The sequence below is a fragment of the uncultured Bradyrhizobium sp. genome (genome assembly GCF_947648125.1).
Classification (GTDB): Bacteria; Pseudomonadota; Alphaproteobacteria; order Rhizobiales; family Xanthobacteraceae; genus Bradyrhizobium.
The window spans coordinates 1-24,424 of the sequence record NZ_CANSMR010000050.1 but is presented as its reverse complement, the minus strand read 5'-3'; the positions used below and the strand labels follow the sequence as shown (position 1 = coordinate 24,424).

The window sequence follows — 24,424 nt, the reverse complement described above, 5'->3', positions numbered from 1 at the left end:
ACGCGAAGGCGGCCGCGGCTGCCGGCGTGGAATTACGGCTTGTAGGCCGGAGTCACTTCGGTGACGTGCCCCATCTTGCGGCCAGGGCGCGGCGTGCCCTTGCCGTACAGATGCACAGTGGCGCCGGGAACGGTGAGCCACTGCTCGTAGCTCAGGATGTCGTCGCCGATCAGGTTGGTCATGGTGACCTCGCCGTGGCGCACCGGCTTGCCCAGCGGCCAGCCGGCGATCGCGCGGATATGCTGCTCGAATTGTGAGATCGAGGCGCCGTCGAGCGTCCAGTGGCCGGAGTTGTGCACGCGCGGCGCGATCTCGTTGACCAGCACCGTCGCTGCGCCGTTACCGGGCACCACGAACATCTCCACCGCGAGCACGCCGACATAGTCGAGTGCGGCGGCAATCTTTTCGGCGATCGCCCGCGCCTGCGCCGCAAGCTCCGCGGGGATCGCGGCCGGCGCACGCGAAGTCTTCAGAATATGGTCGCGGTGCTCGTTCTCGGTGACGTCGAAGCACTCGACCTCGCCGGAAGCGGAGCGGGCCGCGATCACCGAGATCTCGCGCTCGAACGGCACGAAGGCCTCGAGGATGGCCGACTTGGTGCCGAGGTCCTGCCAGACCTGCTCGAGGTCGTCGCCGGCGCGGATGATGGCCTGGCCCTTGCCGTCATAGCCGAAGCGGCGGGTCTTGATCACGGCAGGCAGGCCGATCCGCTCGATCGCCGTGCGCAGCGTGGCGACCGAGGAGACGTCGGCATAATCGGAGGTGCCGATACCGAGCTTGCTGACGAAATCCTTTTCGATCAGCCGGTCCTGCGTGGTCTCGAGGATCTTGTACGCGGGCAGCACCGGGCGGCGCGCGGCGAGCACCATCGCGGTCGCGGCCGGCACATTCTCGAATTCATAGGTGACGACGTCGACGTCGTTGGCGAACAGTTCGAGCGCCTCGACGTCGGCATATTCCGCGCAGGTCGCGTTCTGCACCACGTCGAAGGCCGGTGAGTCCGGATCCGGCGAAAACACCTGGCACCGAAGCCCGAGGCGCGCGGCGGCAAGCACCAGCATCCGGCCCAATTGTCCGCCGCCGAGGATTCCGATGGTGTCGCCCGGCTTCAGCTTCACAAGGTTCGAAGCCGTCACGCCGCGCCCTCCGGATGCTCCTTGACAGCATCGGTCTGCTGCTTGCGCCAAGCCGCAAGGCGGGCCGACAAAGCGGGATCGTTGAGCGCGAGCACGCTCGCCGCGAGCAACGCGGCGTTGATCGCACCGGCCTTGCCGATTGCCAGCGTCCCGACCGGGATGCCGGCCGGCATCTGCACGATCGAGTACAGCGAATCGACGCCGGACAGCGCCTTCGACTCGACGGGAACCCCGAACACCGGAAGTTCCGTCAGTGCGGCCGTCATGCCCGGCAGATGGGCGGCACCGCCGGCGCCGGCAATGATCACCTTGTGCCCGGCCGCCTTGGCGCCCTTGGCAAAGGCGTAGAGCCTGTCGGGGGTGCGGTGCGCCGAAACGATGCGCGTTTCGCAGGCAACACCCAGCGCGGCCAGGGTCTCGGCGGCGTGGCGCATGGTCTCCCAGTCGGACTGGCTTCCCATGATGATGGCGATCGGAGCGGTCATCTCTTCAATTCTGTGCAGGAATCCAAAAGCATAGGCCGGATTATAGGGGCGGCCCGGGCGTCATCCAAGGCGTGGCAAGGGAGTTAGAATGGACTATCCTGTCTTGGTGAATCCCGGCAAGCCTTCATAAGCAGGCCTCAACAAGGATGCGCATGAAGAAGAAGACGACTGCGGCGGCCTCCGGGGCGGCAAAACGACGAAAAGGCGCGCCCGCCCCGCGCAAATCCGCACCCGGCAGGACGGCAACAACGGGGACTGGAACCAAAGCGGCTGGAACCAAAGCTTCCACCCGAGGCGCGGTCGCGTCCGGCGATAAATCCACGATCCGCAGGTTGCGGGCGCAGCTGGCGCGGGCCCAGGCCCGGATCGAGGAGCTGCAGGCCTCCGCCGAGACCGACTTCCTGCTCGACATCCTGAACCGGCGCGGCTTCGAGCGCGAGCTCGTCCGTTCGCTCTCCTTCATCAAGCGCTATCAGGCCTCCGGCGCGCTGATCGTGCTCGACGTCGACCGCCTCAAGCCGATCAACGATGCCTTCGGGCACGCGGCAGGTGACGAGGTGCTGAAGACGATCGTCGCCGCGATATCGGACCAGGTGCGCGCCTCCGACGTGATCGGCCGTCTCGGTGGCGACGAGTTCGCGGTGCTGCTGTGGAATCTCAGCGAGACCGATGCCCGCGCCAAGGCCGCTGCGCTGGAAGAGGCGATCGACCGCCTGACCTTCGTGTTCCGTGGCAGCCAAATCTCTGCGGGCGCCTCCGCTGGTGTTGCGATCCTCACCGCGCATTCGGATGCCGATCGCGTTCTCGAGGAGGCCGATCGTGCGATGTATGTGCGCAAGGCGCAGCGGCGCCATGAATCCAGCGGCTAGCAAGGACTAAAGCGCGCTCAGATCCTCCGGCACATTGCCGTAGGCCCGCAGCAGCTTGGCATCGCCGAATTCGCCGATCGCGGGATCGCCGGTGCGGCTGAACGCGACGGCGCCGATGCTGCCGGGCATCCGCGACATCGTCTCCGCCCGGCGCAGCGCGATCGCCGAGCTCTGGCATTCCTCGGCACTGCCGGCGACCGGCGTGCCGTCGTCGTCCTGCATGAAGGGCAGCGCCACGTAGTAGGTCACGTCCGCCATGGCTGCGCTCCCTGAAGATCAGGCGGCGTCGCTCGCCGCATGGGTTCGCGCCGGCACGCAGCCGGCGGCGATCGCGGCCTGCAATTCCTCGAGCTCGGCTTCGAGATATTCGTTGGCCATGATCAGCGCCTTGATGGTGCTGCGCAGGTTGCCGTCGCACATCGCGATCGCCTGATCGCAGGCCTTCTCGTAGCGGCTGTTGTCGGGCAGGGAAGGCGGTGCGGACATGGCGAAACTCCCTCTGATGGCTGGCGGCTGGATCAGCATGTTCTTATTTTGTTCTTTTGGAGTCAAGCGCCGAAAAGCGCGCCCGCGTCCGTTGCCGCGAACGTGAAGCCAGTGAGGCGCTGTGGATGACGGGGAAAACCGTCGCCGGAGCTGAACCAGCCGACCGCCGGACCGCGGCGACAAGCGTCAGGCGATGATGTCGGGCGTGATCTGATCTTCGATGAAGGCGATGCGGTCGCGCAATTGCAGCTTCCGCTTCTTCAAGCGTTGCAGCATCAAGAGATCCGGCGCCGGCGATTGATGCAGCGCGTCGATCGCGGCATCGAGGTCGCGGTGCTCTTGTTGCAGACGCGCAAGCTCGGCGAGGAGTTCGCGCTCATCCTGATCGTTCATGGTTGTGTATTGACTGGTAAGCACGACGAGGTTGTTGCGGCCGAAGCAGCCGCTCGCCGGAATATCCTCCCTGAGCGCGCGCCGCGCAAGCCGAACCGGTTCCATAGTCACGATTAGTTACAGATAAACCGAAATGAGTGCGTGCGGCATTTTGCGTCCCCTATCGACAGCACCGCCCACTCGTGTAGACTTATTGGTCCGGATCGAACCTGAGGTTTAACGCACCGAGGAGTGTTCGCAATGGCAATACAGGCCCATCTCGTTGAGCTGGAGCGTAAGCACAAAATACTCGAGAACGAACTGCACGAAGCGCTCGTTCACCCCTCTGTAGACGATCTCCACATTTGCGAGCTGAAGCGCCGCAAGTTGATGGTCAAGGACCAAATCGAGCGGTTGAGACTTTCCGCCGACGACACGGTCCACTAAGCCGGTTCCTCCGCAAATTTGCAAATAATCTGGCCTTTCACCGAGGGATGAACGCCGCGGCGCGCATCCCCCGGGGAGGCTATGTTGCATTTGCTCAGAGCTTCGCCAGCTCGCCGACGTGGTCGGCGACTGCGAGCGACGACGTCAGTCCGGGCGATTCGATCCCAAACAGGTTGATCAGGCCCGCGACGCCGTGATCGGCCGGTCCCTGGATCAGGAAATCCTGGGTTGCGACCGCCGGCGGCACGATCTTGGGCCGGATTCCAGAGTAGCTCGGCATCAGCGCCCCGTCCGGCAGGGTCGGCCAGTATTTCCGGATCGCCGGATAGAACCGCTCGGCCCGATCAGGGTCGACGGCGTAATCGATGTGATCGATCCATTCGACGTCGGGGCCGAACCTCGCCTGTCCGGCCATGTCGAGCGTCAGGTGCACGCCGAGCCCGCCGGGCTCTGGCACCGGATAGATCAGGTGCGAGAACGGCGCCCTGGCGCTGCAGCTGAAGTAATTGCCCTTGGCCAGATAGGCCGTTGGAATCAACTCGATCGGCATGCCCTCGACGTTGCGCGCGACCGCCGTTGCGCCGAGACCGGCGGCATTAACCAGGAGATCGCAGGCCAGCGTCATCGGCGCCGCGCCGCCGGCCTCGATCTCGAACCCGTTGGCTGTGGCCCTGGCGTGGAGCAGCGGCGTATGGAAGGCGAATGCCGCTCCGGCCGCCTCGGCGTCGCCGCGCAGTGCCAGCATGTAGGCATGGCTGTCGATGATCCCGGTGGAGGGCGACAGCAGCGCCGCGTCGCAGTTCAGCGCCGACTCCAGCGCGCGCGCCGCCTCGCCCGACAGGAGCTCCATGTCGTCGACGCCGTTGGCCTCGGCATGGGCCCGGATCGACTGCAGTTTCTCGGTCTCTTTGGCCGTGGTGGCGACGATCAGCTTGCCGCAATTCTTGTGCGGGATGCCGTGCTCGGCGCAGTAACGATAAAGTGCCCGCTTGCCGCTCACGCACATCCGCGCCATCAGGCTGCCGGCCCGGTAGTAGATGCCGGCGTGGATCACCTCGCTGTTTCGCGACGAGGTGACGGTGCCGATCCCTTCGGCTTCCTCGAGCACAATCACTTCGCGGCCGGCCTGTGCCAGCCGGCGCGCCACGGCGAGGCCAATCACCCCCGCACCGACGACCACACAATCAACCCTGTCCATCTCGTCCTTCACGTCCGAACATTTCCGCGGCAACCACGCCGTTGCCGCCAACATCGTTCAGCCGATCCCATCGTTTTGGGCAAGTGCTTATTAGGCAAGTGCTTGGGCCATCTCAAATAGTTGGGGAGCCATGCCCTGTTAGGGCAGCATTAATCATGTCAGGGCAATTGCCGTACATTAAGTGGCATTTTCCAGTTGCATCCCTACGCGTTTACCCGATCCAAACCGCCGGAGCCGGACACTCGCCCTGGAAATCCGCGGGTGAGTGATGGCTGGCAGGAAGTGGCAGGCGGGCGGGAAGATTTCGATTCCGGCAAGGGCCATCCTTTGCCTGATCGCAGCCGTCGTGCCGGTCGCTGCAGCCCGGGCCGCCTCCCAAGCCTTCGCACCGTCAGCCTATCTTGGTGACCTCGATCCCGGCGTGGTCTGGGAGCTCCTGATCGGCAGCGTGGTGGTTGCCTCTTTCCTCGGTGCGGTCGGGCTGTGGATCCTTTCGGCCCTGCGCAAGGCCAAGCGCGCGCAACTGCGGCGCAACGCTTTCGTGTCGTCCGCCCTCAACCATCTGAACCAGGGCGTGGTGATGACCGATGCGCGCGAGCGCATCGTGTTCTGCAACGACCGCTATCTTGACATCTACGGCCTGTCGCGCGCCGACATCAGGCGCAACATGACCGGCACCGAGCTATTGGAGCTGCGCCGCGACCGCGGCGTGCTCGACATCAGTGCCGAGGATTTCTTTGCCAGGGCTGCAACGCCCGATGGGCTGGTCACCGAACTGCCCGGTGGCAGGGCGGTGCTGGTGAAATATTTCCCGTTGCCGAACGGCGGCTCGGTCGCGACCCATCTCGATTGCACCGACCAGCGCAAGCTGTCGCGCAAGCTCGCCTCGACCACGCAATTCCTCGAATCCGTGCTCGACAACGTTCCGGTCTGCGTCGCGGCCAAGAACATCGAGGACGGCCGCTACATCTTCGCCAATCGCGCGTTCGAGCGCTTCTCGCGCTTCTCGCGCGATCACATCGTGGGCAAGCGGGCCGACGAGATCTTCCGTCCCGAGACTGCGGTGAGCATTGACACCGCCGACCGCGCGGCGCTGGACGCGCCGCAAGGCTATCACCGCAGCGAATTCTTCGTCGAACGCGGTTCGGAGAAGCGCATCCTGGCATCGAACCGCGTGATCGCCCGCAACGAGGCCGGCGATCCGGAATTCCTGATCGCGCTGTTCGAGGACGTCACCGACCGCCGTTCGCTGTCGCGCGAGCTCGAGAACAACAAGAAATTCCTCGAGCTCGTGGTCGACAACATCCCGGTCTCGCTGATCGTGCAGCGCGTCAGCGATGGCCGCTATCTCTTGGCCAACCGCAGCGCCGAGACGATCCTCAACCGCCGCCGCGAGGACGCCGCCGGGCTGACGGCGTCCGACATCTTCAATGCGCGCGAAGCCAAGTTGATCGTCGCCCGCGACGAGGCTGCGATCAGGAAGCGCAGCATGATCGCCGAGGAGCACCCGATCTCGACCAAGGACGGCCTGCGGCTGTTCCTGACCCGCCGCATGACCGTGCTCGACGACCATGGCGAGCCGCAATATCTGATCAAGACCCATGAGGACGTCACCGACCGGCGCCAGACCGAGTCGCGCATGGCGCACATGGCCTATCATGACGGCCTGACCGATCTGCCGAACCGCGCCGCGTTCCTGCAGGCGCTGACCCAGATGATCGAGGCGTGCGACGGTACCGACGAGGAATTCGCCGTGCTCTGCGTCGACCTCGACGGGCTGAAGGAGATCAACGACGTCTACGGCCACGCGATGGGCGACAAGGTGTTGATCGAAGTCGCGCAGCGCTTGCAGACCGTGGCGCGGGGCGGCGTGGTCGCGCGGCTGTCCGGCGACGAATTCGGCCTCATCATCGATGGCCAGCAGCCGGCCGCCGGCATTGCGCTGGCCGAGCAGGCCGCCGAGGCGCTGGGTGAGGATTTCGCGATCGACGGCAAGTCGGTGCGCACCGGTCTCACCGCGGGGGTCGCGGTGTTCCCGCATAACGGATCCGACGCGGCCTCGCTGTTGGCCAATTCCGGCGCGGCGCTGTTCCGCGCCAAGGCGAAGTCGCGCGGCACGATCTCGATCTTCGAGCCGGAGATGGACCAGCAGATCCGCGATCGCCGCGTGCTGCACCAGGAGCTGTCGGTCGCGATCAAGAACGGCGAATTGTCGCTCTACTACCAGCCGCAGGCGGCCACCGGCGCGAGCGTTGCGGGCAGCCAGATCATCGGCTTCGAGGCGCTGGCGCGCTGGCACCATCCGGTGCGCGGCTTCGTGCCGCCCAGTGACTTCATTCCGCTCGCGGAAGAAAGCGGCCTGATCGTCGAGATGGGCGAATGGATCTTGCGCGAAGCCTGCCGTGAGGCCGCCTCCTGGGCGGTGCCGATGCAGGTCGCCGTGAACCTGTCGCCGGCGCAGTTCACCCATGGCGACCTCGTCGGGCTCGTGCATTCGATCCTGCTCGAGACCGGGCTGACGCCCGACCGGCTCGAGCTCGAAATCACCGAGGGCGTGCTGATCGAGGATTTCGACCGCGGCCTCTCGCTGCTGCGGCGGCTGAAGACGCTCGGCGTGCGTATCTCGATGGATGATTTCGGCAGCGGCTATTCCTCGCTGAGCTACCTGCAGGCGTTTCCGTTCGACAAGATCAAGATCGACCGCGCCTTCGTCATCAATCTCGGCCGCAATCCGCAATCCGCCGCGATCGTCCGCGCGGTCATCGATCTCGGCCACGGCCTCGAAATGTCGATCGTCGCCGAAGGCGTCGAGACCGAAGCGCAACTCGGCTTCCTCGCGGAAGAAGGTTGCGACGCGGTGCAGGGCTATTTGATCGGCAGGCCGGCCCCGATCGGTCAATTTGCCGCGCTGGTCGGCGGCGACCTGCTTGCCGAAACCGTGCGCAGAGCCGGGTAAATCGGCCTGAACCGTCGGACCGGCCCGGCCGGCGGTGCTTGCCATCCGCGGCACGTCCGGTTAAATCTCGGCCCACCACAACATTCTTGCCGAGAAAGGAGGGCTGCGTCGTGGCGACATTCATCGATCACCACCTCAGGCGTGGCCCCGTCAACGCCCTGCAAATGCGTTTGCAGGGCTGACCGGAAACTCGGGTAAAATCTCTTCCTGGTCTGCCCTTCGTGGCCATGCGGCGTCGAACGTTTGAGCGTTCGCGCCCGCATTTGAATCCCTCGCCGCGCTTCGACACGCATATCCGATGATGGCTGGACGCCGCGGGATGTCGTGATTGCCGGCAAGACCAGAGAATTGATCGTGACCCTCATCAATGTACGCAATCTCGGCGTGACGCTGAACGCGCCGCTGTTTTCCGAACTGAATTTTGTCGTCAATGCCGGCGACCGGATCGGCCTCGTCGCCGCCAACGGCCGCGGCAAATCCACGTTGCTGCGCTGTATCGCAGGCAGCATGGAGCCCAATGAAGGCGACATCACCCGCGCGCGCGGCCTGACCGTCGGCCATGTCGAGCAGGATGCACCGTCAAGACTGCTGGATGCACCGTTCCATGCCGCCGTGCGCGAGGCGCTACCCGGCGAGCAGCGCGCCAGCGAAGGCTGGCGGGTCGACGTCACGCTGCAATCGCTCGATGTGCCGGAGGAACTGTGGGCGCGACCGCTGAAGCAATTGAGCGGCGGCTGGCTGCGGCTTGCGCTGCTCGCCCGCGTGCTGGTGACCGAGCCCGACGTGCTGCTGCTCGATGAGCCGACCAACCATCTCGACCTCGCCAAGATCGGCCGGCTCGAGGCCTGGCTGAATGCGCTGCCGCGCGAGATGCCGGTGGTGATCGCAAGTCACGATCGCGCCTTCCTCGATGCGGTCACCAACCGGACGCTGTTCCTGCGCCCGGAACGGTCGCAGCTGTTCGCGTTGCCCTACACCGCGGCGCGCGCGGCGCTCGACGAGTTCGATGCCTCGGACGAGCGGCGCTTCCAGCGCGACATGAAGGCCGTCCGGCAGCTCCGGCAGCAGGCCGCGAAGCTCAACAACCTCGGCATCAACTCCGGCAGCGACCTTCTGCTGTCGAAGACCAAGCAGTTGAAGCAACGCGCCGAGAGACTGGAGGAGACGGCGAAGCCGGCGCATGTGGAACGCTCGGCGGGAGCGATCCGGCTCGCCAACCGCGATACCCATGCCAAGGTTCTGATCAGGCTGAACAACGCCGCGATCGCCACCCCCGACGGCAGGCAGCTGTTCAGGACCGGCCAGCAGTTCATCTGCAAGGGCGACCGGATCGCGCTGCTCGGGCCGAACGGCGCCGGCAAGACCCGGTTCGTCGCAGCGTTGCGGCTGGCGATCGAGGACGCGGAGGCGGCAGCCGCCGAGATCCGGGCCACCGAGTCGCTGGTGCTTGGCTATTGCGATCAGGCGCTGGCCGATCTCGCGGATAGCGACACGCCGCTGCATACGCTGACGCGGCGCTTCGCGGTCGGCGACCAGCGTGCGCGCGGCCTGCTTGCCGGCGCCGGGCTCTCGATCGAGATGCAGGGCCGTCCGATCGGGCGGCTGTCGGGCGGGCAGAAGGCCCGTCTCGGCATGCTGGTGCTGCGGCTCACCCAGCCGAACTTCTATCTGCTCGACGAGCCGACCAACCACCTCGATATCGAAGGCCAGGAGGCGCTGGAGGAGGAACTGATGGAGCAGCAGGCCAGCTGCCTGTTGGTGTCGCACGACCGCCAGTTCGTGCGGACGGTGGCCAACCGGTTCTGGGTGATCGAAGGCAAGAAGCTGATCGAGGTCGATGGCCCCGAACACTTCTTCGCCTCGGTCGGTGCGGACTAGCGATGGAGTCAGATTGGATAGCCGTCGCGAAGACGGTGTGCCTCTCCCGCTTGCGAGGCCGTCGCAGGAGGAGCGCCGCCAAAATATCGAAAACAACCCCATGCAAAGTAGCCGGTGCGGCCGGCGTTCCAGCAGGCTACTTGACACGTCGGGCAACTCAGCTGCACTATTCCAATATTCCGAAATCATGCAGGCGTACGTTCGCCCCCGCAAGCGGGAGAGGTGGAGTGTGCCGTGAGACCGCTTCACCCCGATCATGCCGTTAGGCGCCACGCATTGACGCAATTTGGGTGCGAATACGTATTCCGTTCGCATTGAAATGCGATAGGCGTTGCGCATGGCGGACTGTGACGTCGCGATCATCGGCGGTGGCCTGAACGGCACGAGCATTGCGCGCGATGCGGCCGGCCGCGGCCTGCGCGTGATCCTGCTGGAGCAGGGCGATCTCGGCTCCGGCGCGTCGCAGGCCTCGCCGCGGCTGGTCCACGGCGATCTGGCCGGGCTGGAACGGCGGGAGTTCTTCCGCGTCCGCAGGGCGCTGAGGGAGCGCGATGTGTTGCTGCGCATCGCGCCGCATCTGGTGCGGCCGGCGCGCTTTGCAATTCCGGCGCATGCCGAGGAGCGACCGCCGTGGCAATTGCGGTCGTTGCTGCTGCTCTACGAACGGTTGGCCTCACGCAGCGGCTTGCCGCGCTCGACGACGCTGGATGTCACTCACCATCCGGTCGGCAACGCGCTGAAGCGGCCGTTTGGAACCGCGTTCGAATATTCCGACTGCGTGGTAGACGATTCCCGGCTCGTCGTCCTCAACGCCGTCGATGCCGCGGCACGCGGCGCCGATATCCGCACCGGCGCGCGCGTGACCCGGGCCGAGCGCAGCGAAATCTGGCGGCTGGTCGCGATCGACCGCGGCTATCGCCGGGTGATCACAGCGCGGTCGCTGGTCAATGCGACCGGCGCATGGACCGCATCCGTCGCCGACACCGTGTTGCGCGTACCGGCGCCTCCGCTCGCGACCGTGCAGACCAGCCAGATCGTGGTGCGCCGCCTGTTCGACTGCGACAACGTCTATGCGTTCCAGAACGCGGACGGACAGTTGATCTTCGCCAGTCCCTACGCGCGCGACTTCACCCTGATCGGCAGTGTCAGTCATGCCTTCAAGGGCGATCCGGCCATTGTCGCGATGGGAGTGCGCGAAGTGGCCTATCTCTGCGACGCAGCCAATCGCTATTTTCGCGAGCAGATCACTCCGGCCGATGTGCTGCGCACGATTTCCGGCGCCAATTCCGTCGTCGCTCCCGTGCGCCGGCGCAGCAGTGATGGTGCGGCGTCACTCGATTTCCGGCGCGGCAAGGCGCCGCTGCTCACCATCTTCGGCGGCGATGTCACCACCGCGCGGCGTCGCGCCGAGCGAGCGGTCTCGAAGTTCAGCCGGTTCTATCCGATGACGCCGCGCTGGACCGCAACCGTGCCGCTGCCGGGCGGCGAATTCGCCTGGCAGCGCTTCGAGACCGAGGTCGAGATCGCGCGCGACCGCTGGCGCTTCCTGAGCGAGGACGAGGCGCGGCGGCTGGTGGCCGCCTACGGGTTGAACGTCAAGGACGTCTTGGGCGATGCGAAGCAGAAGGCCGATCTCGGTCCGGCCTTCGGCCCGGAGCTGACCGGCGCGGAGGTGCGCTACCTCATGCGCAAGGAGTGGGCGCGCTTCCCCGACGACGTCCTGTGGCGCCGCTCCAAGCTCGGCCTGACCATGCCGCAAGCGGATCGCGATGCGCTCGCCGCGTTCATGGCGAAAGGCGATTGAGCGCATTCTCAAACCTCCCCTTGCAAAGGGAGTTATCACTTTGACTGCACATTATCACAGGTTTATAACTCGCCTCCCACACGGAGAAGGCGTCCCCCTCGATGTGCTCCGGCAGTGGACCGAAAGTGGGTCTATTGAGGCGACATTGATGGCCATGGCGAAGCAGGAAGAATTGCCCCACTGGGGCTCGAAGGGTGCGATTAATCGCGCTGGCGAGGCGCTGCGGAGCGGCAAGTTGGAAGCGGGACAGGCGGATATCCTAGAATCGTGGAGGATGGCTCATCGTGATGTAATCAACTCGTTTCAGTCGCTCTTGCGAGCCAGGGCCAAGAACTTGGATGTGCAGGTGGCGCAGCGATTAAAGCGCCGCTCAACGATTATCGACAAATTGTCGCGCCATGACGGAATGCAGCTTGCTCGCATGGACGACGTTGCTGGTTGTCGGCTGATATTTCCGAACCCCAAAGCGCTACACGAATTTCGTACCAAGGTTCATCACGCAAAATTCAAGCATATCCTCAAAAATGAGAAAAATAAGTACAACTACATAGAAAAGCCCTCGGATCGCGGCTACCGTGGCATCCACGACATCTACGAACATAGATCTAAGGCTAAGAAGGGAAATCCGAAGTGCGACGGCCTTCTTATTGAGATTCAGTATCGAACGAACGTTCAGCATGCATGGGCTACAGCCGTCGAGGTCGTAACCGAAGTCACCGAGCATCAGCCAAAATTCGACCGTGGCGACCGTCGCTATATTGAGTTGTTTCGCCTCGCTAGCGAAATGCTCGCCAGGACGCTGGAAGAATCTCCGCCGCGCTTGTTTGTCGAGTTAAGCAATAAAGAATTGTATGCGACATTCGAGAAGCTAAATGGCGAAATTGGTGTGATGCAGATGCTTGTCAACCTCGTCATTAACGATTGGGTTGGAGACCGCATAGAGGCAGACCACATCATTTTGCGTATCAGTAAGACAGACGGGTTTAGGCTTTATCAGTTCGATCTTGAGTTAGAGGCGTCCGCCAAACTGCTCGAACTTGAAAAGGAATTTCCAGAGGACAATATCGTTTTAGTGGGCGCTAGAAACGTCGAGGAAATGAAGTCCGCGTTTCGGAACTACTTCAACGACGTGAAAGATTTTGTGAGCATGATGGTTCGAGCGTATGCAATACTTGACCCGGAGACACATAGCGCGATGATGGCTCAATATGGCCTTAAAGCATGAGCGACGACTTCGACAGCGACGAGATCGCACGCAGGCGTGACGAGGTAATTCGCCGTATGGCGAACACCCCGCCACGACCTAAGAATCGTCGTCCTTCAAAAAAGAAAACGAAAGCTGGCGTGGGTCGCGCGGCTCATAAGGGCCGCGCGCGCCGTGGCGTCCAGACCGAAACCTAGTACGGTCATCCATTAGTTTCTTGATACGTCACTCGCTTTCCGACCACGCCAGCAACCGCCTTTGTGGCGCGCTCTGCATCTGTGACATCAAGCCCCGATCGTTTGTTGTATCGGAAGTCAAATTCAGCGAGATAATGCTTCAAGTGCTGTGCGCTGACATGATGATAGGTGCCAGTAATGCCGCGCTTAAGGATCGAGAAGTAACCCTCAACCGTGTTCGTATGAGCGTCGCCGCGCACATACTCTCCGATGCCGTGATTGACGACCTCATGAGCAAAATCCTTGTGCATGTGGCGATACTGTCCAGCGTCGTCCGTCATCAGCTTGGTATCGGCGTGAAGCTGCGACACTAGCGTTTCGCGTAGCGTCTTAGAGGTCACGCTAGCAACATGCTGAGTACGGACCTTGCCACCACGCTCAACGATAGCGAAGGCAATCTCCTTGCTGCCGCCGATGTTCTCAGCATTGCGCTTGTTGCAGTGCTTATTTTTTTCCTTGCCGCTGATATAGGTTTCGTCAACCTCAACGGTCTTGCCTTCGCCGCCCATAGGCGTCGGCGCGGGGTTCAGTTCGCGCATGCCTTCACGAATGCGATGTGCCATGAACCACGCCGTTTTGTAAGGCAGCCCAATCATGCGGTGAAGCTGGTGCGCACTCATGCCCTTCTTGCTGGCGCACATCAGGTGCGTCGCCAGAAGCCATTTCGTCATCGGGATATGCGAGCGCTCATAGATCGTGCCAACGGCCGCCGTGAACTTCTTGCGGCAGTCCTTGCAGTGATACCAGCCCGGTCCCATCGACTTGCCACCGAGCGGCGCAACGCGATCAAACGAACCGCAGAACGGGCAACAGGCACCCTGAGGCCAACGGATGGCCTCAAAGTGCTTCCGGGCCGCTTCAAGGTTCGTGAAAATCGGGTTCGTCAGATCAACCGTGGCGGGCATTGGCCTATCTCTTTGAGGCCAATATCCCATTTCCGGAGTGTTCAGTCAAGGTGATAACTCCTCTTGCAAAAGGGGAGGTCGCTTTGCTCGCCAAAGCAACGCGGGTGGGGATCCTGTCTCCACAACAACCGTCGTCACTTGCGGCCGACCCCCTTCCCGACCTTCCCCCTTTCAGGGGGAAGGAGAACAGGTCCAACAGCTTCTATTGCCGCGCGGCCTCCTGCGACCAGGCGAGGTCACGCTTGGATGGACGGCGATGCAGCCGCTCCGAGATCAGGTTCGTTGCTTGCCGGCCCTGGCCGGCGCGGAGACACGCGACGATGAAGGTGTCCTCCCACAATTCGCGTTGCGCATGGCTGCCGCCGATCCGCACCAGCTCGGGCATCAGCGGCGCCAGGATGCGCACGGCGCTGTCATGATCGCCGGCCGCGAAGGCCGCGATCCCGCGACCGAGTCCGATCGCAGCGGGGCCGGGCGCCAGTTTGCCGTCGGCGTCGCGCGCCGCCATCTCGGTCAATCGCGTCTCCAGCGCATCATTGTTCGTCGTGGCTGCGACCAGCGCATGGTGGACGTCGGCGAAATGCGCACCGGCCTTCGGGAAGTAGCCGTCGCCATAGGCGGCGACATCCTTCCAGTACGGTTCGAGACCCGTTTTGCCGGCGACCGACAGTCGCCACAGCAGCGAGGCCGTGTCGGTGTAGATGTTGAGCGGCGGATAGGGCCGGCCCGCCGGCTTGATGTGCTGCTCGTAAATCGCGAGCGCGCCGTCGGCGTCGCCTTCCTCGATCGCGATCAAGGCGAGGTGCCAGGCGAGATGGCCCTGCAGGAAGCTGGTGCGATCATTCGCCGGCAGCCAGGCGGAGAGGAAGCTGCGGCCTTCCGCCGCGTCGCCCTGCTCGAACAGCGCATGCGCCACCGCGTGCGCGGCGCCGGCGTTCTCCGGCTTCAGCGCATAGCCGCGCTCGGTGACGGCGCGGCCCGAGACGAGGTCGCCGGCCTCGGTCTTCGACCAGCCGAGATAGGTGAGGAACCACCAGTCGTCGCCATAGTCGCTGGCGTAACGTTCCGAGATTGCGAGCCGCGCGGCGTCATGGTCGGACCGGCCGGAGAAGGCGTAGAGGCCGAAGGCGCCGAGCAACAGCGAGAGTATCTGCGCATCGCGCGGATACTCGGTAAGATGCTGCTCGGCTGCTGTCATCGCCTTCTTGCCTTGGCCCTCGATCACCGACGCGATGATTTCGATGTGCTGGCGCTCGCGCGGGGTCGCGGCCGCCGCAAGCTGCCGCGCATCGTTTGCCTTGGCGCGAGCCTTGGCGCCTTCCATGTTGAGCTGGTGGACGCGGGCACGGCCGAGATGGGCCAACGCGAAATCGGGGTCCTCGGCGATCGCCGCCTCGAACGCTGAGTCGGCGCCGTGCAGCGCCGCCAGCATGCGATCGACGCCGTCGACATAATAGGCGGCGGCGCGGTCCGAGGTGGTGGTCAGCGGCAAGCCGTAGCGGTCGTGAATCATCGGTTGTCCTCCCGAGTTTGGCTGCGAAGTCTAGAGCATTTTCGGTTCTGATTGAATCAGAACCGAAGCTCTAGCTTTTTGTTTTGACGCGTTTTCTTCACGCGAACCGGTTTCCACTTCGCTTGAAAACGCTCTAGCAGAGGCGCGGAAGCCGACAATATTGCGGGAGATGTCCGCGAGGCGGTTGAGCCGATGGCGATCCGCCGCTAGCTTGCCGCCAGGATTGGACCTGGTGGGGAATCGGGGCTTGCGGACGTGACATCGGGCGAAGCGAGTGCGGAGGCGGCAAAGCCGTTGCCTGAACCGGCCGTCTCGGACATGCCGCTGCTGCGGATCGAGGGCGTCGCCAAGTCGTTCGGCAATTTCCGCGCGGTCGACCAGCTCTCGCTCGACATTCGCGCCGGCGAGTTCTTCGCGCTGCTCGGCCCGAGCGGCTGCGGCAAGACCACGCTGCTGCGGATGCTGGCCGGTTTCGAGACGCCAGACGAGGGCCGCATCCTGCTCGGCGGCAACGACATCGCCCCGGTGCTGCCGCATGAGCGGCCCGTCAACATGATGTTCCAGAACTACGCGCTGTTCCCGCATCTGTCGGTGCGCGACAACATCGCCTTCGGCCTCAGGCGCGCCGGCATGGCGCGCGGCGATATCGCGAGCCGCGTTGCGGAGATGGTGGCCCTCGTCAAGCTCGAGGGGCTCGAGAAGCGCAAGCCCGATCAGCTCTCGGGCGGACAGCGGCAGCGCGTCGCGTTGGCGCGCTCGCTGGCGCGCCGCCCGCAGGTGCTGCTGCTCGACGAGCCGCTCGCCGCGCTCGACAAGAAGCTGCGCGAGAGCACGCAAGGAGAGCTGATGGAGCTGCAGCGCCGGCTCGGCATGACCTTCATCATCGTCACCCACGATCAGGAGGAGGCGATGACGATGGCCGGCCGGATCGGGGTTATGGATGCCGGCCGTCTGGTCCAGGTCGCGACCCCGCGCAATCTCTACGAGGCGCCGGCCTCGCGCTGGATCGCCGAGTTCGTCGGCGACATCAACCTGTTCAACGGCCAGGTTGCCGCCCGCGAGAATGGACGGTTGACGGTCTCGACCGCCGAAGCCGGTACGCTCGCGGTCAGCGAGTTGTGGCCGCCGGTGACCAAGGAGGTCGTCAGCGTCGCGATTCGTCCCGAGAAGGTGAAGCTGTCGCGCCGCGCGCCGGCCTCGGACGCGGGCGGATCGCAGGCGATCAACCGGCTGGAGGGCGTCGTCGCCGATGTCAATTATCTTGGCGGCGTCACGAGCTATCGGGTGAGGCTGGAATCCGGCGCGGTGGTGCGGTCGTCGATGGCCAACACCGCGCGGCTCGACGTCGACGCCTATCTCGCCGGCCAGCGGGTGGTGGCGTGGTTCACCGCTGACGACTGCCTGGTGCTCGAGCAATGAGCGCGCGCCGCATCTTCGCCCGGCCGGCGCGGCTCGCCGCCATCGCGCCCTATTTCTGGATGGTGCTGTTCTTCCTGGTGCCGTTCGGCTTCGTGCTGAAGATCAGCCTGTCACAGACCGCGATCGCGCAGCCGCCCTATACCCCGGTGTTCGATTTCACGGAAGGCCGCGCGGCGCTTGCCGCCGCGTTCGCGCAACTGTCGTTCGACAATTTCCGCCTGCTGCTGCAGGACAATCTGTACATCCTGTCCTATCTGCGCAGCCTCGTCGTCGCCGTGACTTCGACCTTGATCCTGCTGCTGATCGGCTATCCCATCGCCTACGGCATGGCGCGGCTGTCGCAGCGCTGGCAGGCCGTGGCGATGATGCTGGTCATCGTGCCGTTCTGGACCTCGTTCCTGATCCGCATCTATGCCTGGATCAACATCCTGCAGCATGACGGCCTGCTCAACCAGATCCTGCTGGCGCTACACATCGTGTCCGCCCCGGTGGTCTGGCTGTCGACCGACAGCGCGATGTATCTCGGCATCGTCTACTCCTATCTGCCGTTCATGATCCTGCCGCTCTATGCGACGCTCTCGAAGATGGATGCCTCGCTGCTGGAGGCGGCAGGCGATCTCGGCGCCTCGCCGCTGCAGGCGTTCTGGCTGGTGACGTTCCCGCTGTCGCTGCCGGGCGTCGGCGCCGGCGCGCTGCTCTGCTTCATTCCTGTTGTCGGCGAGTTCGTGATCCCCGATCTGCTCGCCGGGTCCAATTCGCTGATGATCGGGCAGACGCTGTGGCTCGAGTTCTTCACCAACAAGGACTGGCCGGTGGCCTCCGCCGCGGCAGTCGCATTGCTGCTGCTGCTGGTGCCGCCGCTCGTGCTCTACGACCGCCTGCAACGCCGCCAGCTCGAGAGTAACCGCTGATGGCGCGCACCGTCACCAGCCTCACGCGCTTCAACATGACATCGCTGGCGCTCGGGCTGGCGTTCCTCTATCTGCCGATCGTCATCCTCGTGATCTACTCGTTCAACGCCTCGCGGCTGGTGACGGTGTGGGGCGGCTGGTCGCTGCGCTGGTACCACGAGTTCTTCAACGACCGCGCCATGCTGGAGGCGGCGTGGATGAGCCTGTCGGTCGCCGCGGTATCGGCGACGCTGGCGACATTGCTGGGCACGCTGGCCGCGGTCGGGCTGGCGCGCGGCGAGCGGTTCCGGGGGCGGGCACTGTTCTCCGGCATGCTGTATTCGCCGCTCGTGATGCCGGAGGTGATCTCCGGCCTGTCGTTGTTGCTGCTGTTCGTGGCGCTGAACGCCGAGCGCGGCTTCTGGACGGTGACGATCGCCCACACCACACTGACGATGTGCTTTGTCGCCGTCGTGGTGCAGTCGCGTCTCGCCACGCTCGACCGCAGCCTGGAGGAGGCCGCGATGGACCTCGGCTGCGATCCGGTGCGCGCGTTCCTTCTGGTGACGCTGCCGCTGATCGTGCCGGCGATCGTCGCCGGCTGGATGCTGGCCTTCACATTGTCGCTCGACGACGTGGTGATCGCGAGCTTCACCACCGGTCCAGGTTCGGCGACGCTGCCGATCCGGATCTATTCCGAGGTCCGGCTCGGCGTGAAACCCGAGATCAACGCGATCTGCACGCTGGTGATCGCGCTGATCGCCGTGATCATCGTGGTCGCCTCGTTCGCCTCGAAACTGTCGAACGCGCGCGGCGAGAGCGCCGCACCGCTGTAGATTCTTGTTTGACGCGTTTTCTTCACGCGAACCGGTGTCCACTTCGCTCGAAAACGCTCTGGCCTCACGACTTGACGGCGCCCGCGGTCAGCCCGCCGACCATGTAACGCTTGAAGGCGTAATACACCGCGGCCGGCGGCAGCGCGTAGATGAAGCCGGTGGTCATCAACAGCTCCCACGGCGAATCGTCGGCGGCGAGGAAGTTGCCGAGCGCGACCGGCAGGGTGATGTCGGTGTCCTTCGACAGCAAGAGGAACGCGTAGAGATATTCGTTCCAGGCGAGCAGGATCGCATAAGTGCCGACCGCAACCAGCGAGGGCATCATCAGCGGCACATAGACCAGGCGGAACAGCTGCAGCGTGGTGGCGCCGTCCATCGTCGCGGCCTCGTCGAGCTCGACCGGCAGCTTGTCGGAGGCCTGCTTCAGCACCCAGATCGCGTAGGGCGCGGCGATCGTGACCATCGCCAGGATCAGCGACCAGTGGTTGTTGAGCAGGCCGTAGGTGCCCATGGTGCGGTACATCGGCACGGCGAGGAATGCCGCCGGGATGAAGTAGGTGAACAGCGCAAGGTTCATCACAGCCCGGCCACCCGGAACGCGCAGCCGCGAGATCGAGAACGCGGCGGCGGTGGCGACGAACAGCGTCAGCGCGCCGACGGCGAGCGCGATCACGGTCGAATTCCAGAACTGGATCCAGAAATCGCGCAGGAAGTAATGCTGCTGGTGGAACACGATCGAGAAATTATGCAGCGTCGGATGCGTCGGCCACAGCTTGCCGGTGAACGCGTCCTCCTTCGGGGAGATCGCGAACACGAACATGTGGTAGATCGGGATCATGGTCCAGATGAAGACCGGAATGCCGATCAGGAGCAGCTTGGCTTCGGTGCCGACTTCGCGGAGGGTGGGCAGCTTCATCGCGACAACCGTTTCATCATGTAATAGACCAGCGGCAGCACGAACGGCATCGCGCAGACGATCGAGGCCATCGCCAGCGAGAGCTGGTCGAGCCTGAGATAGCGGATGCCCAGCGTCGAGAGCACGTGGGTGAGGTCGGCAGGGCCGCCGCCGGTGAGCAGATAGACGCTGTTGAAGTCGCCCAGCGTCCAGATCATCGAGAGCAGCGTGCAGGTGATGTAGAGCGTCTGCATCGACGGCCAGGTGATGTAGCGGAATTTCTGCCACCAATTGGCGCCGTCGACGTCGGACGCCTCGTACAGATCGTGCGGGATGGCGAGCCGTCCGGTCAGCAGGATCAGCGTCCAGAACGGCAGCGACTTCCAGATGTGCACGCCGATCGCCATTGCGAGCGCGACCGCCGGATCGTTGAGCCAGTTCGGGCCATCGTCGCCGGTGAACTTGAAGATCAGCTGGTTGACCACGCCCCATTCGGGATTGAGCATGAAGCGCACGGAGAGAATGGTCGGGATCGATGGCACCGCCCAGGGCAGGATGAAGATGACAGACAGCCACCTGATCCAGGGCCGCTGCTGGGCGAAGAAGCCGGACAGGAACAGCGCGATCAGCATCTTGATGTTGATGCCGATGACCAGGAAGATCAGCGTGTTGACGGCTGCGCGCGCGAAGATCGGGTCATTATAGAGCGCGACATAGCTCGACGGATGGCGCGCCAGCCACAGGCCGTAGCCGACCGGATAGACCACGAAGGCGAGGAAGACGAGCAGATACGGCGCGAGCAGCGCGATGCCCCAGACCTGCGGCGGCGACAGCCGCGCCGACAGCGGCGGCGCGGGGGTATCGGATGCGGAGAGCGTGATTGCCATTCGGTTACTCTTGGAACGAGATGCCGCCTACGTCGTCGTCCCGGCGAAGGCCGGGACCCATAACCACAGGGCCCAGCCGTCGCGCGAAAGCCGTCGACCAGACTCTACCAAATTACTGCCGCGGCGTATGGGTCCCGGCTTTCGCCGGGACGACGCGGAGGAAATGTCGGCAGTGCTGGTCATCCTCTACGTTACCCCGCGACCTGCTTGATACGCGCGATCAGTTCGTCGACGGCCTTGTCCACCGGCACCTTCTCGCTGACGACGCGGTTCATGGCCTTGGCCCAGACGTTCTCGTTGTTCAGGATGGTGAACTTCCAGTTCTTGGTAAAGTCGAACGGCGCGGTGCCGCCGGTGAACTGATTCCAGACCGCCTTGCGATGCCGGTCGGCCTGCCAGAACGGGCTCGCCTGGCTGGCCTTGGTCACCGGGAACCAGCGGCCGAGTGCACCTTCGATATAGGGCCGGACGTTGTCTTCCTGCATCAGGAAGCTGATGAACTGCTTGCCTTCCGCCTTGTTCTTGGCGTTGGCGAAGATCAGCCCCGTCTTGACGTCGGAGCGGTAGCGGATCGTCGATCCGTCCGGTGCCTTCGGGAACGACGCCGTGATGATGTCGTGCTCATAGGCCTGCTTGCCGGCGGCACGCTGCGCGTCGGTCAGCGCCGGGTTGGTCGAATCCTCGAACCACTTCGCCGCGATCGAGATCGTGAAATTGTGGGTCATCACGATCGTCTTGTTGTGGAAGGCGACGTTGTTGTCCGGGTCCTTCCAGGTCGTCGAGGACGGCGGCGTGCAGCCCTTGATGTAGGTGTCGGTATAGTCCTTCAGCGCGTGGATCAGGCCGTCGCGCACCTTGGGATCGTCGACCAGGAGCTTGCCGTCGTCGTCGACCAGCTTAACGTGGTAGGCGTCCATGAAGGTGTAGAACGACTGGAAGGAGTCGGTGGATTCCACGCCCATCGGCTGGCCGACGCCGTAGATGCGCTGGCCGGTCGCCTTGCGGATCCCCGGCTGCACCTTGTCGCACCAGAACGTCCAGTAATCCTCCCACTTGGTCGGGATGTCGGCGGCCTTGAAGCCGGCCTTTTCCAGCATGTCGCCCCAGATCTGGACGTGCATGCTCTGCTGCTTGAGCGGGAAGCCGTAATAGGACTTCTTCTTGGTGACGTCATTGTAGAGCAGGGCCGCTTCCAGCGTGTTCGGCGCGAAGGCGTCCTTCATCGGCAGCATGATGTCGGACAGGTCTTCGAGCTTGCCCTCGAAGGCCCACTTGCCCTGGGCCTGCACATCGTAGGTGTCGGAATAGGCGACGTCGGGGACGGTGCCGGAATCCAGCGCGGCGACCGTCTTCGGGATCATGTCCTGGATCGCGTATTGCGACAGTTCGACCTTGATGCCGGTCTTGGCTTCGAATTTCTTGATCGTATCGAGCAGCGCGTCGTCTTCGGACTTGTAAAATCCCTTGCCCCACCAGACGGTGATCGTCTTGCCCTGGGCCAGAGCGGGTGCAGTTGCGGCGAAGAGGCCGACCGCAGCGACCGCAATTGATAGCGCACCGATAACCTTGGATCTCACGTTCTTCTCCCCTCATGAGGCCGGTTTTTTTAACCGGTTAGGGAAAACACTAGCGCATGCCCGTGACCCGATAAAGATGCCGCGTCGACGACTTCTGTAGGGGGCTCGCGGGAGAGCGTGGATCAGTCCCGCTGCATTGATGCGGAAAGTGAATGGATCAATCAGTTCGACCTTGGTCAGTTCGATTTGGCATTCTCGGCCGCCGTCGCCGGTGCGTTGCCGGGCGCGCCGGCAGCGGCATCGGGCGCAGGTCGTGCGGCGCCGCCGGTGAAGCGCTCGATCACCGAGCGCACCGCGTCGCGGGTCTTGCGATCCTTCACGGCATCGAGCAGCGGGGCGGATGCCGGCGAGCGGCGGATCAGGCTTTCCGGATCGGGGAAGATCAGCGGATCGTCCCACGGGCCTTGAATCACGAAGGGCAGATCGAATGCGGTGCCGCCGGCAGCCGCCGAGGTCAGGCTGGCGACGCCCTTGAGATCGTACTCGCGCGACGGCACCGAGGCGGTGCCGGTCAACGTGATCTTCGCCGCGGGGCTCACGACATGGATGTCGTCGGCGGTCGCGACGCCGTCGGCGAATTTCACCGAGATGCTGAGATTGTCATAGGGCGTCGAGCCGGAGCGGAAATTGCCGCCACCGGACAGCGGCCGCTTCTCCAGCCGCCGCAGCAATTGCTCGACATTGAAGCCGGCGATCGCACCGTCATGCCCGTTCAGCGTCGCAGTGCCGTCCAGCGACGATGCGAGCCCGAACGGGCTCGAGCCGGAGGCCGTCAGTGAGACGTTGAGGTTGCCGCGGCCGGACAGCTTGGTGATGCCGAACAGTTCGCTGGCACAGGCCTGCAGATCGACATCGGTGAACTGGAATTGTGCCCTGACGTCGGCGACCGCATCCGAGCGCGCGATGGCGAACGAGCCCTTGGCGATGCCGCCATACATCTGCGCCTCGCCGACGCTGAGCGCGAGCGCGCCGCCGCGCAGATTGGCGCCGAACGCGGTGCGGCCGAGCTTGGACGGGCCGACCGTTACCTTGGCGGCCGACAGGCGCATGTCGAGATCGGTCGACGACAGCGAGGAGAGGTCGAACAGCTGCCTGTTCCAGTCGCGCTGGCCGCTGGCCAGCAGGCGGAACGTCGAGATGTACGGCGTGAAATCGAGATTGCCGGCGGCAAGCGTCGCCTGCAGCGTCTGCCGGCCGTTATTGGCGTAGGTCATCACGCCCTCGGCGACATTGCCGTCGAGCTCGACATTGACATTGGTGAGCGCGACGGAGCCGCCGACCACATTGGCGCGGGCCTTCAGTGCGAAGCGGCCGAAGCCGCCACCGCCGCCGGGCGGCGCCTGTCCCATCCAGCGCAGCGCGTTGCGCAGCGACGGTGAGTCCATGGTGGCGGTGCCTTCCATCATCAGGCTGGTGCGGTTGGCGACGGTTCCGTCGAACGCGATCTTCAGCGGCGCGCTGGCAAGCCGCGCCTTGAGGCCGGAGCGGTCGCCCGACAGCAGCGCGACGAAATCGCTGGCGCTGATCGAGCCGTCGACGCGCTCACCGCGCCAGTCGAACTGGCCGGTTGCGGCAAAGGAGCGCGAGATGGAGGGCCAGGCGAGCGAAAGATCGATATCGCCGAGCTGTTCGGAGATGTGGTTGGTGCCGTCCTCGTAATTCAGCTCGCCGTCCTGGATCCGGATTTCGGAGAATGACACCTGGTTCTCGGCGCCGGGCGTCATCGTCTTGGCGATGGTCTCGACGAACGGGGTCCAGTTGCTCTCGCCGACGCTGTCGCGAACCACATGGATATGCGGGCGGAGCATCATGACGTCGGCAATCTCGAACCGCCGCAGCAACAGCGGCAGCAGGCGCAGGTTCGCGGTCAGCACGTCGACCTGCAAGGCCGGGTCGGTGGTATCGGCGCCCTTCAGCCCGACATCATGAAAGGAGACATAGCTGCCCGGAAACACCGAAACGTCGATCGGGCCGTTGACGACGAGCTCGAGCCCGGTCACGGCGCGAATCTGCGCTTCTACCGCGCTCCGCAGCGCGTCCCGGTTGAGGAACCACGACGTTCCGACCAGCCCGACGAGCGCCAGGCCGAGAAGCGCCGCGATCGGCATCCCCAGGCGCTTAATTCCTTGGGCCATCGTCAATGACATATCCGGGTCGGGTTGAGTTTTGTCGGGTCGTCGTCGAACACTGCCGGCTGCGCAATGGAAGCCGGTGCCAACCCACGCAACTTGAAGGGTTTTCTTGTCGCTTTCAAGGCCATGTTGATGTCGCAGGCCGCCGCCCGCCGCCGCACGGGGCCATGATTGACGCATTGCGAAGATTTCGCCTAATAATCCGCTGGACAGAGCCGTTCCGCGCCCTCCATCAGGTATTCATTGCATGAACAAGGTTTATCCCGACGCCAAATCGGCACTCGATGGTCTCCTCAAGG

At 64.1% G+C, this 24,424-nt stretch carries 21 protein-coding genes; 9 read left to right on the top strand and 12 right to left on the bottom strand.

The genetic code is table 11. The annotated features are described in order from the left end of the window. Positions 1 to 32: 32 nt before the first annotated feature. Together Q0030_RS39190 and purE are read right to left on the bottom strand one after the other, a co-directional pair. Positions 33 to 1,136 carry a 5-(carboxyamino)imidazole ribonucleotide synthase gene (locus tag Q0030_RS39190; RefSeq protein ID WP_298380086.1) on the bottom strand — a complete coding sequence of 368 codons (1,104 nt, stop codon included), beginning with the start codon at positions 1,134 to 1,136 and terminating at the stop codon, positions 33 to 35. Next, on the bottom strand, positions 1,133 to 1,621 hold the full coding sequence (gene purE / locus Q0030_RS39185; protein WP_298380083.1) for a 5-(carboxyamino)imidazole ribonucleotide mutase: 489 nt from the start codon (positions 1,619 to 1,621) through the stop codon (positions 1,133 to 1,135). The genes Q0030_RS39190 and purE overlap by 4 nt, the downstream gene beginning before the upstream one ends. A 332-nt stretch (positions 1,622 to 1,953) precedes the next feature. On the opposite strand from purE, the gene Q0030_RS39180 reads away from it, so the two are divergent. Next, the gene (locus tag Q0030_RS39180; RefSeq protein ID WP_363323543.1) at positions 1,954 to 2,490 is read left to right on the top strand and encodes a GGDEF domain-containing protein; all 537 of its coding nucleotides are present in this window, start codon (positions 1,954 to 1,956) and stop codon (positions 2,488 to 2,490) included. Positions 2,491 to 2,496: 6 nt separating this feature from the next. On the opposite strand, the gene Q0030_RS39175 is transcribed toward Q0030_RS39180, so the two are convergent. From Q0030_RS39175 to Q0030_RS39165, 3 genes are all read right to left on the bottom strand, one after another. Continuing rightward, positions 2,497 to 2,748: a hypothetical protein gene (locus Q0030_RS39175; protein ID WP_050422668.1), complete on the bottom strand. Its 252-nt coding sequence runs from the start codon at positions 2,746 to 2,748 to the stop codon at positions 2,497 to 2,499. Between the two features lie 18 nt (positions 2,749 to 2,766). After that, the gene (locus Q0030_RS39170) at positions 2,767 to 2,976 is read right to left on the bottom strand and encodes a hypothetical protein (protein ID WP_050401735.1); all 210 of its coding nucleotides are present in this window, start codon (positions 2,974 to 2,976) and stop codon (positions 2,767 to 2,769) included. A 186-nt stretch (positions 2,977 to 3,162) separates the two neighbouring features. Beyond that, positions 3,163 to 3,369: a DUF465 domain-containing protein gene (locus tag Q0030_RS39165; protein ID WP_024583705.1), complete on the bottom strand. Its 207-nt coding sequence runs from the start codon at positions 3,367 to 3,369 to the stop codon at positions 3,163 to 3,165. A 240-nt stretch (positions 3,370 to 3,609) separates the two neighbouring features. On the opposite strand from Q0030_RS39165, the gene Q0030_RS39160 reads away from it, so the two are divergent. Next, positions 3,610 to 3,795, top strand: coding sequence for a DUF465 domain-containing protein (locus Q0030_RS39160; RefSeq protein ID WP_050422666.1), 186 nt, complete (start codon positions 3,610 to 3,612; stop codon positions 3,793 to 3,795). A 94-nt stretch (positions 3,796 to 3,889) separates the two neighbouring features. On the opposite strand, the gene Q0030_RS39155 is transcribed toward Q0030_RS39160, so the two are convergent. Then, positions 3,890 to 4,993 (bottom strand): NAD(P)/FAD-dependent oxidoreductase, encoded by a 1,104-nt coding sequence (locus Q0030_RS39155; RefSeq protein WP_298380074.1) that lies wholly within the window; start codon positions 4,991 to 4,993, stop codon positions 3,890 to 3,892. Positions 4,994 to 5,261: 268 nt separating this feature from the next. On the opposite strand from Q0030_RS39155, the gene Q0030_RS39150 reads away from it, so the two are divergent. From Q0030_RS39150 to Q0030_RS39135, 4 genes are all read left to right on the top strand, one after another. After that, positions 5,262 to 7,949: an EAL domain-containing protein gene (locus Q0030_RS39150; RefSeq protein ID WP_298380072.1), complete on the top strand. Its 2,688-nt coding sequence runs from the start codon at positions 5,262 to 5,264 to the stop codon at positions 7,947 to 7,949. Between the two features lie 354 nt (positions 7,950 to 8,303). Beyond that, complete coding sequence (locus Q0030_RS39145) at positions 8,304 to 9,827, top strand: ABC-F family ATP-binding cassette domain-containing protein (protein ID WP_298380069.1); 1,524 nt, start codon at positions 8,304 to 8,306, stop codon at positions 9,825 to 9,827. Between the two features lie 337 nt (positions 9,828 to 10,164). After that, positions 10,165 to 11,631, top strand: coding sequence for a glycerol-3-phosphate dehydrogenase (locus tag Q0030_RS39140; RefSeq protein ID WP_298380066.1), 1,467 nt, complete (start codon positions 10,165 to 10,167; stop codon positions 11,629 to 11,631). A gap of 148 nt (positions 11,632 to 11,779) precedes the next feature. Further along, positions 11,780 to 12,856 carry a RelA/SpoT domain-containing protein gene (locus tag Q0030_RS39135; protein ID WP_298380063.1) on the top strand — a complete coding sequence of 359 codons (1,077 nt, stop codon included), beginning with the start codon at positions 11,780 to 11,782 and terminating at the stop codon, positions 12,854 to 12,856. A 181-nt stretch (positions 12,857 to 13,037) separates the two neighbouring features. Here the strand turns inward: Q0030_RS39135 and Q0030_RS39130 are convergent, their stop codons facing one another. Both Q0030_RS39130 and Q0030_RS39125 read right to left on the bottom strand, forming a co-directional pair. Next, the gene (locus Q0030_RS39130) at positions 13,038 to 13,976 is read right to left on the bottom strand and encodes an IS1595 family transposase (RefSeq protein WP_298380061.1); all 939 of its coding nucleotides are present in this window, start codon (positions 13,974 to 13,976) and stop codon (positions 13,038 to 13,040) included. Positions 13,977 to 14,178: 202 nt separating this feature from the next. Beyond that, positions 14,179 to 15,408 carry a tetratricopeptide repeat protein gene (locus Q0030_RS39125; protein ID WP_298380108.1) on the bottom strand — a complete coding sequence of 410 codons (1,230 nt, stop codon included), beginning with the start codon at positions 15,406 to 15,408 and terminating at the stop codon, positions 14,179 to 14,181. Positions 15,409 to 15,807: 399 nt separating this feature from the next. Between Q0030_RS39125 and Q0030_RS39120 the strand changes: the two genes are divergently transcribed. Genes Q0030_RS39120 through Q0030_RS39110 form a run of 3 tightly spaced genes read left to right on the top strand, consistent with a single transcriptional unit; the run spans position 15,808 to position 18,634 of the window. Beyond that, positions 15,808 to 16,908 carry an ABC transporter ATP-binding protein gene (locus tag Q0030_RS39120; protein ID WP_298380106.1) on the top strand — a complete coding sequence of 367 codons (1,101 nt, stop codon included), beginning with the start codon at positions 15,808 to 15,810 and terminating at the stop codon, positions 16,906 to 16,908. Next, complete coding sequence (locus Q0030_RS39115; RefSeq protein WP_298380059.1) at positions 16,905 to 17,819, top strand: ABC transporter permease subunit; 915 nt, start codon at positions 16,905 to 16,907, stop codon at positions 17,817 to 17,819. The genes Q0030_RS39120 and Q0030_RS39115 overlap by 4 nt, the downstream gene beginning before the upstream one ends. After that, complete coding sequence (locus Q0030_RS39110) at positions 17,819 to 18,634, top strand: ABC transporter permease subunit (RefSeq protein ID WP_298380057.1); 816 nt, start codon at positions 17,819 to 17,821, stop codon at positions 18,632 to 18,634. The genes Q0030_RS39115 and Q0030_RS39110 overlap by 1 nt, the downstream gene beginning before the upstream one ends. A gap of 64 nt (positions 18,635 to 18,698) precedes the next feature. Here Q0030_RS39110 and Q0030_RS39105 read toward each other — a convergent pair whose 3' ends face one another. The 4 genes from Q0030_RS39105 to Q0030_RS39090 all read right to left on the bottom strand — a co-directional run bounded on the left by Q0030_RS39105 (position 18,699) and on the right by Q0030_RS39090 (position 24,128). After that, positions 18,699 to 19,550 carry a carbohydrate ABC transporter permease gene (locus Q0030_RS39105; protein WP_298380054.1) on the bottom strand — a complete coding sequence of 284 codons (852 nt, stop codon included), beginning with the start codon at positions 19,548 to 19,550 and terminating at the stop codon, positions 18,699 to 18,701. Next, a complete protein-coding gene (locus tag Q0030_RS39100; protein ID WP_298380052.1) occupies positions 19,547 to 20,416 on the bottom strand; it encodes a sugar ABC transporter permease in 870 nt (289 codons plus the stop codon). The genes Q0030_RS39105 and Q0030_RS39100 overlap by 4 nt, the downstream gene beginning before the upstream one ends. A 191-nt stretch (positions 20,417 to 20,607) precedes the next feature. Then, positions 20,608 to 21,993 (bottom strand): ABC transporter substrate-binding protein, encoded by a 1,386-nt coding sequence (locus Q0030_RS39095; RefSeq protein WP_298380049.1) that lies wholly within the window; start codon positions 21,991 to 21,993, stop codon positions 20,608 to 20,610. 176 nt (positions 21,994 to 22,169) lie between these two features. Next, on the bottom strand, positions 22,170 to 24,128 hold the full coding sequence (locus tag Q0030_RS39090; RefSeq protein ID WP_298380047.1) for an AsmA family protein: 1,959 nt from the start codon (positions 24,126 to 24,128) through the stop codon (positions 22,170 to 22,172). Positions 24,129 to 24,424: the final 296 nt, after the last annotated feature.

What these genes read in the sequence shown, in the direction of transcription:
- purE (WP_298380083.1), bottom strand. Translation starts at nt 1,621, where the DNA reads ATGACCGCTCCGATCGCCATCATCATGGGAAGCCAGTCCGACTGGGAG.
- Q0030_RS39175 (WP_050422668.1), bottom strand. Translation starts at nt 2,748, where the DNA reads ATGGCGGACGTGACCTACTACGTGGCGCTGCCCTTCATGCAGGACGAC.
- Q0030_RS39170 (WP_050401735.1), bottom strand. Translation starts at nt 2,976, where the DNA reads ATGTCCGCACCGCCTTCCCTGCCCGACAACAGCCGCTACGAGAAGGCC.
- Q0030_RS39165 (WP_024583705.1), bottom strand. Translation starts at nt 3,369, where the DNA reads ATGAACGATCAGGATGAGCGCGAACTCCTCGCCGAGCTTGCGCGTCTG.
- Q0030_RS39160 (WP_050422666.1), top strand. Translation starts at nt 3,610, where the DNA reads ATGGCAATACAGGCCCATCTCGTTGAGCTGGAGCGTAAGCACAAAATA.
- Q0030_RS39155 (WP_298380074.1), bottom strand. Translation starts at nt 4,993, where the DNA reads ATGGACAGGGTTGATTGTGTGGTCGTCGGTGCGGGGGTGATTGGCCTC.
- Q0030_RS39150 (WP_298380072.1), top strand. Translation starts at nt 5,262, where the DNA reads ATGGCTGGCAGGAAGTGGCAGGCGGGCGGGAAGATTTCGATTCCGGCA.
- Q0030_RS39140 (WP_298380066.1), top strand. Translation starts at nt 10,165, where the DNA reads ATGGCGGACTGTGACGTCGCGATCATCGGCGGTGGCCTGAACGGCACG.
- Q0030_RS39135 (WP_298380063.1), top strand. Translation starts at nt 11,780, where the DNA reads ATGGCCATGGCGAAGCAGGAAGAATTGCCCCACTGGGGCTCGAAGGGT.
- Q0030_RS39130 (WP_298380061.1), bottom strand. Translation starts at nt 13,976, where the DNA reads ATGCCCGCCACGGTTGATCTGACGAACCCGATTTTCACGAACCTTGAA.
- Q0030_RS39125 (WP_298380108.1), bottom strand. Translation starts at nt 15,408, where the DNA reads ATGCTGGCGGCGCTGCACGGCGCCGACTCAGCGTTCGAGGCGGCGATC.
- Q0030_RS39120 (WP_298380106.1), top strand. Translation starts at nt 15,808, where the DNA reads ATGCCGCTGCTGCGGATCGAGGGCGTCGCCAAGTCGTTCGGCAATTTC.
- Q0030_RS39115 (WP_298380059.1), top strand. Translation starts at nt 16,905, where the DNA reads ATGAGCGCGCGCCGCATCTTCGCCCGGCCGGCGCGGCTCGCCGCCATC.
- Q0030_RS39110 (WP_298380057.1), top strand. Translation starts at nt 17,819, where the DNA reads ATGGCGCGCACCGTCACCAGCCTCACGCGCTTCAACATGACATCGCTG.
- Q0030_RS39105 (WP_298380054.1), bottom strand. Translation starts at nt 19,550, where the DNA reads ATGAAGCTGCCCACCCTCCGCGAAGTCGGCACCGAAGCCAAGCTGCTC.
- Q0030_RS39100 (WP_298380052.1), bottom strand. Translation starts at nt 20,416, where the DNA reads ATGGCAATCACGCTCTCCGCATCCGATACCCCCGCGCCGCCGCTGTCG.
- Q0030_RS39090 (WP_298380047.1), bottom strand. Translation starts at nt 24,128, where the DNA reads ATGGCCCAAGGAATTAAGCGCCTGGGGATGCCGATCGCGGCGCTTCTC.